This window comes from Vibrio sp. 10N.222.55.C6, assembly GCF_041473395.1.
GTDB lineage: Bacteria > Pseudomonadota > Gammaproteobacteria > Enterobacterales > Vibrionaceae > Vibrio > Vibrio crassostreae_C.
In genome coordinates, this window is sequence record NZ_JBFRSD010000028.1 from 257,583 (window position 1) to 270,249 (window position 12,667).

Consider the following 12,667-nt stretch of genomic DNA (forward strand, 5'->3'; position numbering starts at 1 on the left):
TGATTCCACCGATTAACATAATGTCTAACTTCGCCCAATATAACGGAATTAAGAATCGATGAGTGATTATAAAGATACCCTGAACTTACCAGAAACAGGGTTCCCAATGCGCGGCAATCTGGCAAATCGTGAGCCAGAAATGCTGAAGCGTTGGTACAAAGAAGATCTTTACGGCGAAATCCGTAAGGCAAAGAAAGGTAAAAAATCTTTCGTACTGCATGATGGCCCTCCATACGCGAACGGCGATATTCACATTGGCCACGCGCTGAATAAGATTCTTAAAGACATTATTATCAAATCTAAGACCCTTTCTGGTTTTGATGCACCGTACATCCCTGGTTGGGACTGTCACGGTCTTCCAATCGAGCTAATGGTTGAGAAGAAGAAAGGTAAGCCTGGTCAGAAGATTTCGGCGGCTGAATTCCGCGAAGAGTGTCGAAAGTACGCTGCGGGTCAAGTTGAAGGTCAGAAAGAGAGCTTCAAACGTCTTGGCATCATGGGCGAGTGGGACAAACCTTATCGCACTATGGATTTTGGCACAGAAGCGAACATCATTCGTTCTCTTGGCAAAATCGCAGACAAAGGTCACCTTCTTAAAGGTTTCAAACCCGTTCACTGGTGTACTGATTGTGGTTCTGCTCTGGCTGAAGCTGAAGTTGAATACAAAGATAAAGTTTCTCCATCTATCGATGTGAAATTTACAGCAGCTGACGAAGCGGCGCTTCTAGAGAAATTTACTCTAGCTGAAGGTCATGCGGGTCAAGGCGAAATTTCTATCGTTATCTGGACAACAACACCATGGACTCTGCCTGCTAACCGCGCAGTATGTCTACGTGATGATCTTGAATACGTGCTTATCCAAGTTGAAGCGAATGGCGACCAGCCTGCTCAACGTATCGTTGTTGCTTCTGAACTAGCAAAAGACGTAATGGATCGTGCAGGTATCGAGCACTTCCACAACCTTGGTTTTGCTACAGGTGCTGATCTTGAGCTTTCTCAGTTCAACCACCCGTTCTACGACTTTACTGTTCCTGCAGTTCTTGGCGATCACGTAACAACAGATTCAGGTACTGGTGTGGTTCACACTGCGCCTGGTCACGGTCAAGAAGATTTCGTGGTTGGTAAAAAGTACAACCTAGAAATCGCTAACCCAGTTGGTTCTAACGGCGTTTACCTGCCAGATACAGAGCTATTTGCTGGTCAGCACGTATTCAAAGCGAACGACTCTGTTTTAGAAGTTCTAAAAGAGAAAGGTGCACTTCTGCATCACCACGCTTACGAGCACAGCTACCCACACTGTTGGAGACACAAAACTCCAATCATCTTCCGCGCAACACCACAATGGTTCATCTCTATGGATCAAGCTGGCCTACGTGCTAAAGCACTAGAGTCAATCAAGAGTGTTGAGTGGTTGCCTGAATGGGGTCAAAGCCGTATCGAAGGCATGGTTGAAGGTCGTCCTGAGTGGTGTATCTCTCGTCAACGTACTTGGGGTGTGCCAATTGCTTTGTTTGTTCATAAAGAAACAGCAGAACTTCACCCAGAAAGCCCAGCGCTTATTGAAAAAGTTGCGAAGCTAGTTGAAGAGAAAGGCATTCAAGCTTGGTGGGATGTAGACGCTGCTGAACTTATGGGCGCAGAAGACGCTGATAAGTACGAAAAAGTAATGGATACGCTAGACGTATGGTTCGACTCAGGTGTTACGCACTTCTCTGTTGTTGATTCTCGTGAAGAGTACAACTTCCCGAACGAAGAGCGCACTCACAGTGCTGATCTTTACCTTGAAGGTTCAGACCAACACCGTGGCTGGTTCCAGTCTTCTCTAATTTCATCTATCGCGATGAAAGACGAAGCACCGTACAAGCAAGTACTAACGCACGGTTTCGTAGTGGATGGTAACGGCCGTAAGATGTCTAAATCTATCGGTAACGTTGTTGCTCCTAAAGACGTAACCAACAAGCTAGGTGCAGATATCCTGCGTCTATGGGTTGCTTCTACAGACTACACGGGTGAAGTTGCGGTTTCTGATGAAATCCTGAAGCGTTCAGCGGATGCTTACCGTCGTATTCGTAACACGGCTCGTTTCTTCCTAGCGAACTTGAACGGTTTCAACCCTGAAACTGACCTAGTTCCTGCTGAAGAGATGGTTGCACTTGATCGCTGGGCTGTTGGCCGTGCTCAAGCTGCACAAGAAGAGATTGTTAAAGCATACGGCGAGTACAACACTCACGGTGTGACTCAACGTCTAATGCAGTTCTGTTCTATCGAAATGGGTTCTTTCTACCTAGACGTAATCAAAGACCGTCAGTACACAGCGAAGCAGGGCAGCCATGCTCAACGTAGCTGTCAGACTGCGCTTTACTACATCGTAGAAGCTCTAGTTCGTTGGATGGCACCTATCATGTCGTTCACTGCAGATGAAATTTGGAACGAAATGCCAAGCTCTTTACCAACTGGAGAGCAGCGCGACACGTTCGTATTCACAGGTGAGTGGTTCGAAGGTCTATTTGGTCTTGCAGAAGGCGAAGAGCTAAGCAACGAATTCTGGACTGAAATCCAGTCTGTTCGTGGCGCAGTGAACAAGCTTCTTGAAGATGCTCGTAAAGAGAAAACGATCGGTGGTGCACTGCAAGCTGAAGTTACTCTATACGCTGACGATGCACTAGCGGCTAAAATCAACAAGCTAGAAGATGAGCTACGTTTCGTACTTATCACTTCTGCTGCGGTTGTTAAGCCACTGAGCGAGAAGTCTGATGCGGCTCAAGCGACAGACGTTGAAGGTCTATTCGTTGAAGTAGCGGCGACTGAAGCTGAGAAGTGTGACCGTTGCTGGCACCACACTCCAGATGTAGGCACTATCGAAGGTCACGAGAAAGTTTGTGGTCGTTGTGTGTCGAACATTGACGGTGAAGGCGAAGTGCGTAAATTCGCATAACCGCTCAGAGAAAGACTGAACTTTTTGTAAAAATCATAGCCCCAGTATCAACTGGGGTTATTTTTAGTTATAGGAAATGTGTTTAACCAAGTTGGTAATCAAGGTCACTTAAAGTGACTAACAATGAATACCAACTTCGTAAATACTAGGAATAGAAATGAGTGAAGTTTCGTTAAAACAATCTGGTGTGCGTTGGTTATGGTTGGCTCTATTAGTCTTCCTTGCAGATATCGGCATTAAACTTTTTGTCATGGACAACATGGGTTATGGCTGGGCAAACCGTATTGAGGTGCTGCCGTTCTTTAACTTTTTGTATGTTCACAACTACGGTGCAGCATTTAGCTTCTTGAGCGACCAAAGTGGTTGGCAGCGTTGGTTATTTACGGGTATCGCATTTGCGGTAACAGGTATGCTGACGTACTGGATGAGCAAACTACCAGCAACAGAGAAGTGGAATAACATTGCTTATGCGATCATCATTGGTGGTGCAGTAGGTAATGTGTTTGACCGAGTCGTACATGGCTTTGTTGTCGATTACTTAGACTTCTACTGGGGCACTTACCACTGGCCTGCATTTAACTTAGCGGATATGGGAATCTGTATCGGTGCTGCGATGATCATCTTAGATGGTTTCCGTAAGAAAGACGAAAGCAAATAGCTTGCTTCAAAGTCAGTCTATGACTCACAGAATAGAATAGCCCTAAGCGCTGTCGGTTGATTCCGACGGCGCTTTTTTTTATGCTTCAGTCAACAAGGAAGCAAAGCACAGCGCATCCTCAAATAATAAAGAAGTCTAAGGAAAGTAACGTGGCAGCAATTAAAAATGATTCAGCAGTAACTCTACATTTTACGATTAAAATGAAGGATGGTTCAGTTGCCGATAGTACGGAGAACATGGGCAAACCAGCGAAGTTCGTCATGGGTGATGGCAGCCTAAGTGAGAACTTTGAAGCGTGCTTACTTGGACTTGAAGCCGGCACTGAAAAGTCTATCGAACTGAAGGCGGAAGACGCGTTTGGTATGCCAAACCCAGATCATATTCACTATATGGATCGTGCTAAGTTTGTTGGCGACTCTGAAGTTGAAGTGGGCACTATCATGGCATTTTCAGGTCCTGACGGTATGGAAATTCCAGGTATTATTACTGAGATCGCAGGTGATTCAGTGACGGTTGATTTTAATCACCCATTAGCAGGTCAAGACGTTACTTTCGATGTCAACATCTTAGCGGTTGAATAATTATCTTTACGGTGGAGTAGCTATCTTAACGGTAGAATAACCATCTTAACGTTAGAGTAGCACCGCCTACAGCTGTGATGTAACCCAGAGCTTCACTGTCTAGACGCTTCACTGTAGAATGCGAACCTCGCTGACGGCGAACTCTATAGAAACAACCTTAGTTCCGCGGTAAATGATGAGCAATGAAATGAAAATAATGTTAGCTAACCCTCGTGGCTTTTGTGCCGGTGTCGATCGTGCGATCAGTATCGTAGAGCGTGCACTTGAAATGTATCAGCCACCGATTTATGTTCGCCATGAAGTGGTACATAACCGCTTTGTTGTTGAGGGGCTCAAGCAGCGTGGTGCTATTTTTGTCGAAGAACTGAGTGAAGTGCCAGACGACAACATCGTGATATTCTCGGCTCACGGTGTTTCTCAAGCGGTTCGTAAAGAAGCGAAAGAGCGTGAGTTAACGGTATTTGATGCGACGTGTCCTTTGGTGACTAAAGTTCATATGGAGGTTGCTCGTGCGAGCCGCAAACATATGGAAGTGGTACTGATTGGTCACGCGGGCCACCCTGAAGTGGAAGGCACCATGGGTCAATACGCTAGCCAAACCGGTGGTATGTACTTGGTTGAAAGGCCAGAAGACGTACAGAACCTAGTAGTGAACGACCCGAGTAACCTGCACTACGTTAGCCAAACAACGCTATCAGTTGATGAAACAGCCGATGTGATTGAAGAGCTACGTCGCGTGTTCCCTGAGATCCAAGGTCCACGTAAGGACGATATCTGCTACGCGACTCAAAACCGTCAAGACGCTGTGCGTGAGATGGCGAATGACGTTGATGTGGTGATAGTGGTTGGTTCTAAGAACTCATCGAATTCAACTCGTCTAAAAGAGCTAGCTGAGAAACTAGGCACACCAGGCTACCTAACTGACTGTCCTGAAGACATTCAAACCGAGTGGGTTGAAGGGAAAAAGAAAATCGGTGTAACAGCCGGTGCTTCTGCTCCTGAAGAGCTGGTAAACCAAATTCTAGATCGTATTCGTGAGCTAGGTGCGACTGACGTTGAAGAGATTCAAGGTCGTGAAGAGAACATGTTCTTTGAAGTACCAAAAGAGCTACAGATTAAGCAAGTCGACTAATCTCTATTGATTGGTGACAAGATCGATGCGTAACACTATCGATTTGCAAACACTATTGATTTGTAAACAGCAGGAAGCCAACGTTGATACGTTGGCTTTTTTGATCGTGCTTTGGAACAAGGCGTCTAATTCTAACGCGTTACTGGAGACCGAGTTGCTCTTTTAAAGTCTTTAAATAACGACGACTCACCGGGACTTCAAAGCCAGTCAGGGTAATGATCTCTGCTAATCCATTTTCTAGCAGTTTGATCTCTTGGATCGATTTTATGTTGATCAAATACTGTCGATGACAGCGGATCAAATCGGTCTTTTCTTCCAAGATCTTAAGCGTTAGTTGCGAGGTTGCTGTTTGTGATGAGCTACGAACATGCACGCCACTGATATCAGAATAGGCGCATTCAACCGTTTGGCTTGCCATGATCACAATGCGGTTATGACCAATACACGGAATCTGCTCTAAGTGGCAGGGAGCAATCGCAGAGATGTCTTGTGCTGGCGCTTTCTGATTCTGCTTGATGACCTTATTCAGACGGCAAACACTCTTGTTTAATCGACAAGGTTCGACGGGTTTGAGTAGGTAGTCAAAGGCATTGTCTTCAAAGGCTTGAATCGCATATTGATCGTAGGCGGTCACAAACACCACATAAGGCATGGTTTCCGGGTCAAGCATGCTCAGCAATTCAATCCCAGTAACCTGAGGCATTTGAATGTCCAAATACACCACGTCAGGCTTGAGAAGGTTGATTTGCTTTAGCCCTTCAATTGCATTACTCGCTTGGCCAATGACTTCCACTTCTCCGGTTTCGGTCAGCAGCTCAATCAGCTCTTCGCGAGCAAAAAGCTCATCATCGATAACTAGTGCCTTTAACATCCTACAATCTTCATCTTGGTTCTATCCCTGCTTGGTTCACGCTTATCTTTTAAATGTCTGCTTCTAAATGTTTCAACTCGGAGCGATCCGTCTCCGAAAATACCATTATTTGAGTATAGGTATGATAAAGCTCATTCGAGTAAATTGCTGTGGTTGAGATTCTATTTTTAGTGCTGAGTCTTGTCCAAAGAAATTAGTGAGTCGTTTATCAACAATCTCCATACCTAATCCGACATGATCTTGAGATGGTTTCTGATAGTTGCCTGCATTGTCTTCGACGATCAGTTTGAATCCACCTCCGAAAGGTTCGCTGTAGATCTTTACTGTGCCACCTTCCAACATATTAGATATCCCATGTTTGATGGCGTTTTCTACCAGCGGTTGCAGGGTAAAGCTCGGCAATTGAGATTCATATAACTGCGGGTCGATATCCCATTCCACTTCTAGTCGATCGGTAAAGCGTGCTTTCTCTATGGTCAGGTAAGCGTTGACGTGTGCCAGTTCGTCTTTGAGCTTCACGGTGTTGATGTTCTGCTTTAGGTTGCTTCTAAAGAAGTGAGACAGGTGTTGAATCAACTCTCGAGCTTTATCTGGGTCACGACGTGTTACTGCGCTGATAGTATTAAGCGCATTGAACAAGAAGTGCGGGTTCACTTGAGCGTGCAGCAGTTTGATTTCTGCTTGTGTCAGTAGCGTTTGCTGCTGCTGGTAGTTGCTAAATAGGATCTGGCTCGATAATAGTTGAGCGATACCTTCACCCATCGACATATTGATAGTTGAGAATAGTTTCAGCTTTGGCTCATAGAGCTTGATGGTGCCGACCACTTCGTTACCCGCGCGCAATGGAATAATCAACGCAGAACCCAATTTACAATCCTGCGACAAGGAGCATTGGTATGGGTTCTCTTTGCCATCAAGGTAGATGATGTCGTTCTGTTCCATCGAAGTGAGCGTGCTTTGCGATGAAATCGGGGTGTTCGGAATATGGTGTTCATCACCAATACCAACGAACGCGAGGATTTTCTCTCGGTCGGTAATCGCTACCGCCCCTACGTTGGTCTCTTCATAAACGATACGTACGATTTTTTGTGCGTTATCGGAATTGAAGCCACCATGCAAAATACCCACCGAACGTTCGGCAATGGTCAGTGCGCGGCGTGAGAAGGTAGCCGAGTACTTTTCGAAGATGGTTTTTCTGTCTTGGATGATGCTCATGAACAGTGCTGCACCGACCGAGTTAGCGATGATCATTGGCGCCGCAATATCGGAGACCAGAGCATAGGATTGTTCGAAGGGTTTTGCGACCGCCAGCAGAATCAGCATCTGAATGATCTCTGCAAACAGGGTTACCGAGAAAACCACTAACGGATTAAACAGTTGGCTGGCTTTGTTCTTTCTCACGAGATAAACGTGTAACAGGCCGCCAATCAAGCCTTCTGCTGTGGTTGAAATCGCACAAGCCAAGTCTGTGAAGCCGCCTAATGAGTAACGGTGAATTCCACCAGTAAAGCCGACGGCAAAGCCAACGACAGGGCCGCCAAACAGACCTCCCATTACCGCACCCATCGCACGCGTGTTGGCGATGGCATCATTGATCTGCAGTCCGAAATAGGTACCCATAATGCAGAACAGGGAAAACAGAACGTAGCAGCTGATCTTATGGCTTAAGCGAGATGAGATGCTCAACAAAGGGAGAATCAGTGGGGTTTTACTCAGCATGTAAGCAATCACTAAGTAGACGCAGGTTTGTTGCAGCAGAGAGAGAATGAGTTCCATATTTTCACCTATTGAGACGCTTGTTAAGTGTAAAGCTCATTGCTTGGTAACGGTAGCTTTGCTTGTGTTTTCGTAGGTTATATTCGCTTCCCAGAGTCGAAAGCACTAACGCCTGAAAACACTAAAGCCCATCACAGAGGACGGGCTTTAGTCTTAATTTCCACGAATCACTGGGTGATACGGGAGCAAGCGAAGTGTGTTTGGCTTGTTCTTTTGTCTCTCTATGAAGACGTGTCTCTTGTTCTCAAGAGTCTGAAAGAACTAGGCGGTTTTGGTGACGCCTTTTGCTTCTTTTTCTTCTTCATCAGCAAGGTCGATATCGCCTTTGCCTTTTGAAATTTTGATAACGTAAGCCGCAATTCCGAATGCACTCACCACGCCGATGATGGTTGAAAGCTGCATTGGTAGACCGAAGCCCAGTTGGCTGTTGTTCAGGATGAATGTGATACACACAGATGTCATGAACACAGCTGGAACCGTTGTTACCCAGTGCAGTTTATTGTGACGAAGTAGGTAAGCTGAAGCTGTCCACAGCATCATTACGGCTGTTGATTGGTTAGCAAAACCGAAGTAGCGCCAGATGATACCGAAATCAACTTGAGTCAGGATGCCACCGATAACGAACAGTGGTAACGCCATTAGTAGACGGTTACGCAGTGTTTTCTGTTCCATGTTGAAGTATTCAGCAAGGATAAGACGGCTTGAACGGAACGCTGTGTCACCAGAAGTGATTGGTAGGATAACCACGCCAAGGAAAGCAAGGATACCGCCAAATACACCCAGTAGACCAAATGAAGCGCTGTATACTACGTTACCTGGGCCGCCGTTTGCAATTGCGTCAGACAGAGACTCAACCGAACCGAAGAAAGACAGAGCAAGTGCACACCAGATTAGAGCGATGATGCCTTCACCAATCATTGCGCCGTAGAATACGAAGCGACCGTTCTTCTCGTTTTCCATACAACGCGCCATCAGAGGAGACTGAGTGGCGTGGAAGCCAGAGATAGCACCACATGCGATAGTGATGAAGAGAGCAGGCCAAAGTGGTAGGTCATTCGGGTTCATGTTGGTGAACATGTCGCTGATCTCAAAGCCCCCCATGATTTGGTGTTCGTCAGATAGACCAATCGCAGTGATTAGGCCAACAGACATAAAGATAAGCAGTGCACCGAACAGTGGGTAGAAGCGACCAATGATTTTATCGACAGGGACAATCGTTGCGATGATGTAGTAAGCAAAGATGATAACAACCATCGTAGTTGCAGACATCGCGAAATCAGTTTGGTCGTTCACTAGGTTAGTGATCATACCTGCTGGAGCAGATACGAATACCACACCAACAAGAAGCAGTAGAACAATGGCAAAGATGTTCATAAAGTGTTTTGCGCCATTGCCTAGGTAACGTCCAGTGATGGTTGGAACCGAAGCTCCGCCATTACGGATAGATAACATACCTGAGAAGTAGTCGTGTACTGCACCTGCGAAGATACAACCTAGAACGATCCAAAGCATTGCTGCTGGACCATAAAGGGCACCCATGATAGGGCCGAAGATTGGACCTACACCTGCGATGTTAAGCAGCTGAACTAGGTAAACCTTTGGTGTCGACATTGGAACGTAGTCCACGCCATCTTGCTTAGTGTGAGCAGGTGTTTGGCGTTTTTCATTGATACCGAAAATCTTCTCGATAAAGGTACCGTAAATAAAGTAGCCACCAATGAGTGCTGCGACACAGGTAAGAAACCACATCATAATTTGTTATCCCTGAATGTATTAATTAAGTCAGGGTGTATATTAAAGGAGTCGATGAGAAGAAACTTCCGCTACGAGAGTGAGTGGTCGAATAGCCAATTTAGCGGTGTTATAACTGATTTAGTGGTTTGTTCACTGTGCTGAGTGGCCGATATTTCTATCGAGAGGCCTATTAGCTCTATAGAGAGGTTGTTTGAGTTGGCTTAACGGCGACTATTGATTCTGAGTGGTCGGAATGAACCTAAAGTGGCGAACATTAGACAATAAGTGGACATCGATAGGCGTTCAGCGGAGAATCACCACAAAGGCAGCGCTTCGTCAGAAAGTGGTGAAGTAACAATATAAAGGATTGAAATGAAAAAAATAATCGTACTATTCGCCGTGGCATTTAGCCTTGCAGGATGCAGCGCCAATGTTCAAGATTTAGCAGCTGAAGGCAATTGGCAAGAGATTGGTTATCGTGATGGTATCAAAGGCCACACTCAGCGTTCGTATTCAGAGATGACTGAGCTTGGCGCAGTCGATCAAGCGAGTTACACAGAAGGTTATCACCTAGGTGTGACTGAATATTGTAATCCGAACCATGCTTATCAGATTGGTTTATCTGGTCAGGTGTATGAAGGCGTGTGTTCTGGTACGGAAGACGCTCAACGTTTCCGTATGGAATGGCAACGCGGCTGGGACGAGTTCTCAAACGACTATTAAGCCCAAGCTAGCCATAAAAAATTAAAACTAAAAAAAGACCAGTACCGCGTGTGTGCTGGTCTTTTTGTATGTCGTTGAAGTAGCTGTCTAAATGAGAAGCTACAAGCCAAATTAAGATTACTGATTATTCTCGACGGCTTTTCTCAAGAAGCCATTTTGCTTATCAAGCTGAGCCTTGGCTAACTCTAAATCTAGCCCTGTTAGAATCATCAAAATAGATAACTTCACATCGTAATCAGTCGCTTTAAGTGTCGACACCGCCAGTGCTTTATCGCACTCCGTTGCTTGGATAACGATACGAGCGGCGCGGGCAACCAACTTTTCATTGGTCGCTTTTACGTCGACCATAAGGTTTTGGTAGCTCTTACCAATGCGAATCATGCTGGCAGTGGTCAGCATATTAAGCACCAGCTTTTGTGCTGTACCTGATTTGAGTCGTGTTGAACCAGTCAATGCTTCTGGGCCAACCACCGGGCTAATTGCGATTTGAGCGATTTCAGCAATTGGAGAGTCAGGGTTACAAGATAATGCAACCGTTACTGCGCCAAGCTGATTGGCATAGTTGAGTGCACCAATCACGTAAGGTGTGCGACCGCTCGCAGCAATACCTACCACGACATCATTTTCTGAAAACTGAATCGCTTTCAGATCTTCAATGCCGAGAGTTAGCGAGTCTTCTGCACCTTCTTTGGCTTTTAAAATCGCCTCTGGTCCGCCTGCAATTAAGCCGATAACCATTTTGTCCGAAACACCGAAAGTCGGTGGGCATTCTGAGGCGTCTAACACACCTAATCGACCACTGGTGCCTGCGCCCATATAAATCAGTCGACCACCGTTTTGAAAGACATGAGCAATTTTATCGACCGCTTTCGCGATCTGTGGCAGTTCCGCTTCAATCGCCAGCGGGACTTGCTTGTCTTGTTGGTTAATCTTTTCAACCACTTCGAGAGAGGTGAGCAGATCAATATCCATAGTGTCAGGGTTTCTCCCCTCCGAAACGAGGTGCGAGAGCGCTGATATGAGAGCGTCGTTACTCATAATGATCCTTAAATGGTGATTCTAAAATGATGGTTCTAAAGTTGTTTAGTCAGCTCGATAGAGAACGCCTAGAGAGGCCGCTCTGCTTGCGCCAGTCACTTCTGGTAAATTGCTTGGCAGTTTATGAACATGACGCTGAGCAAGCCACGCAAAGGCCATTGCTTCCATGTAATCAGCATCCACGCCTTTACTGGTGGTTGAGTCAACCTCCCAACTTGGAAGCAGTTCAGACAGTCTCTTCATCAACAATGGGTTTCTTGTACCACCGCCACACACATACAGTGCAGGCTGGTTACCCAAGCGATAAGTCTCCACTTCATTGGCTATCGTCAATGCGGTGTATTCACAAAGCGTGCGCTGAACATCTTCTACTGCAAGATCTTTAAATTCTGTTAATTGTTGCTCTAGCCAAGGTAGGTTGAATAGTTCTCTACCAGTACTTTTCGGTGGCATTTGAGATAGATAAGACTCATTTAACAACTGTTCGAGTAAAGCTTGATTGAGTTGACCTTTAAGCGCAAATTGCGCATCACGGTCAAACTTCTCACCCGTGTGTTTATCAACCCAAGCGTCCATCAACATATTGCCCGGACCTGTATCATAACCAAGCGTTGGCTGATTAGGGCGCAGCACTGAAATATTCGAGATACCACCAATATTCAACACCACAACCGAGCTGTCTTGCGGGTGGAAAATCGTATGGTGGAAGGCGGGGACTAATGGCGCACCTTGTCCGCCTAATGCCATGTCTTTACGCCTGAAATCGGCAACCGTTTGAATCTGTGTTTTAGCGGCAATGATGTTGGCATCACCCAACTGCATGGTAAATGGCGAATCGCCTGTTGGCTGGTGGAACACTGTTTGACCATGATTACCTATCGCAGTTACAGAAGGTGCTGGTGTGCCTGACTTTTCGAGAAGTTGCAGAACCGCATCAGCAAACAGATGGCCAAGCTGGTGGTCGAGTTCGCCAATGGCAATCAAATCGGTTTTCTGACCAATACAAACTTCAAGCAGACGCGCTTTGAGGTCGTCAGGCATTGGGAACTCATCATGAGCAAGCAATGTGATGCGCGTATCTTCAATCGACACTAAGGCAGTATCAACACCGTCCATACTCGTCCCTGACATCACACCGATATACAGTTCTTTATGATCCATTTCTAAGCTCTTGCACTGCATTCTTAAAGTCTTCCACAGATTGGTTTAAAAACATTGT

Annotated in this window: 10 protein-coding genes; 5 read left to right on the plus strand and 5 right to left on the minus strand. The window is 45.9% G+C overall.

What is annotated here, in order from left to right:
* Positions 1-58: 58 nt before the first annotated feature.
* The 4 genes from ileS (at position 59) to ispH (ending at position 5,306) form a co-directional block, all read left to right on the plus strand.
* The gene (gene ileS, locus AB4486_RS16815) at positions 59-2,935 is read left to right on the plus strand and encodes an isoleucine--tRNA ligase (RefSeq protein WP_372117833.1); all 2,877 of its coding nucleotides are present in this window, start codon (positions 59-61) and stop codon (positions 2,933-2,935) included.
* Between the two features lie 157 nt (positions 2,936-3,092).
* The gene (lspA, locus tag AB4486_RS16820; protein WP_004739521.1) at positions 3,093-3,593 is read left to right on the plus strand and encodes a signal peptidase II; all 501 of its coding nucleotides are present in this window, start codon (positions 3,093-3,095) and stop codon (positions 3,591-3,593) included.
* Positions 3,594-3,742: 149 nt separating this feature from the next.
* On the plus strand, positions 3,743-4,174 hold the full coding sequence (fkpB, locus tag AB4486_RS16825; RefSeq protein ID WP_081090518.1) for an FKBP-type peptidyl-prolyl cis-trans isomerase: 432 nt from the start codon (positions 3,743-3,745) through the stop codon (positions 4,172-4,174).
* Positions 4,175-4,349: 175 nt separating this feature from the next.
* Positions 4,350-5,306, plus strand: coding sequence for a 4-hydroxy-3-methylbut-2-enyl diphosphate reductase (gene ispH / locus AB4486_RS16830; protein WP_029235087.1), 957 nt, complete (start codon positions 4,350-4,352; stop codon positions 5,304-5,306).
* Between the two features lie 139 nt (positions 5,307-5,445).
* Here the strand turns inward: ispH and btsR are convergent, their stop codons facing one another.
* The 3 genes from btsR to AB4486_RS16845 all read right to left on the minus strand — a co-directional run bounded on the left by btsR (position 5,446) and on the right by AB4486_RS16845 (position 9,705).
* Positions 5,446-6,177 (minus strand): two-component system response regulator BtsR, encoded by a 732-nt coding sequence (btsR, locus tag AB4486_RS16835; RefSeq protein ID WP_055319044.1) that lies wholly within the window; start codon positions 6,175-6,177, stop codon positions 5,446-5,448.
* 105 nt (positions 6,178-6,282) lie between these two features.
* Positions 6,283-7,953 (minus strand): LytS/YhcK type 5TM receptor domain-containing protein, encoded by a 1,671-nt coding sequence (locus AB4486_RS16840; RefSeq protein ID WP_372117836.1) that lies wholly within the window; start codon positions 7,951-7,953, stop codon positions 6,283-6,285.
* A 261-nt stretch (positions 7,954-8,214) separates the two neighbouring features.
* Positions 8,215-9,705 carry a carbon starvation protein A gene (locus AB4486_RS16845; RefSeq protein WP_372074523.1) on the minus strand — a complete coding sequence of 497 codons (1,491 nt, stop codon included), beginning with the start codon at positions 9,703-9,705 and terminating at the stop codon, positions 8,215-8,217.
* A gap of 354 nt (positions 9,706-10,059) precedes the next feature.
* On the opposite strand from AB4486_RS16845, the gene AB4486_RS16850 reads away from it, so the two are divergent.
* Positions 10,060-10,410, plus strand: a complete 351-nt coding sequence (locus AB4486_RS16850) for a DUF2799 domain-containing protein (RefSeq protein WP_017059350.1) — start codon at positions 10,060-10,062, stop codon at positions 10,408-10,410.
* A gap of 117 nt (positions 10,411-10,527) precedes the next feature.
* Here the strand turns inward: AB4486_RS16850 and murQ are convergent, their stop codons facing one another.
* Together murQ and AB4486_RS16860 are read right to left on the minus strand one after the other, a co-directional pair.
* Complete coding sequence (gene murQ / locus AB4486_RS16855; RefSeq protein WP_032545650.1) at positions 10,528-11,448, minus strand: N-acetylmuramic acid 6-phosphate etherase; 921 nt, start codon at positions 11,446-11,448, stop codon at positions 10,528-10,530.
* Positions 11,449-11,493: 45 nt separating this feature from the next.
* Positions 11,494-12,609 (minus strand): anhydro-N-acetylmuramic acid kinase, encoded by a 1,116-nt coding sequence (locus tag AB4486_RS16860; protein WP_102332793.1) that lies wholly within the window; start codon positions 12,607-12,609, stop codon positions 11,494-11,496.
* Positions 12,610-12,667: the final 58 nt, after the last annotated feature.

Excerpts from the sequence above, each read along its gene's own strand:
- ileS (WP_372117833.1), top strand. The coding sequence starts at position 59 with ATGAGTGATTATAAAGATACCCTGAACTTACCAGAAACAGGGTTCCCA.
- lspA (WP_004739521.1), top strand. The coding sequence starts at position 3,093 with ATGAGTGAAGTTTCGTTAAAACAATCTGGTGTGCGTTGGTTATGGTTG.
- ispH (WP_029235087.1), top strand. The coding sequence starts at position 4,350 with ATGAGCAATGAAATGAAAATAATGTTAGCTAACCCTCGTGGCTTTTGT.
- btsR (WP_055319044.1), bottom strand. The coding sequence starts at position 6,177 with ATGTTAAAGGCACTAGTTATCGATGATGAGCTTTTTGCTCGCGAAGAG.
- AB4486_RS16840 (WP_372117836.1), bottom strand. The coding sequence starts at position 7,953 with ATGGAACTCATTCTCTCTCTGCTGCAACAAACCTGCGTCTACTTAGTG.
- AB4486_RS16845 (WP_372074523.1), bottom strand. The coding sequence starts at position 9,705 with ATGATGTGGTTTCTTACCTGTGTCGCAGCACTCATTGGTGGCTACTTT.
- AB4486_RS16850 (WP_017059350.1), top strand. The coding sequence starts at position 10,060 with ATGAAAAAAATAATCGTACTATTCGCCGTGGCATTTAGCCTTGCAGGA.
- murQ (WP_032545650.1), bottom strand. The coding sequence starts at position 11,448 with ATGAGTAACGACGCTCTCATATCAGCGCTCTCGCACCTCGTTTCGGAG.
- AB4486_RS16860 (WP_102332793.1), bottom strand. The coding sequence starts at position 12,609 with ATGGATCATAAAGAACTGTATATCGGTGTGATGTCAGGGACGAGTATG.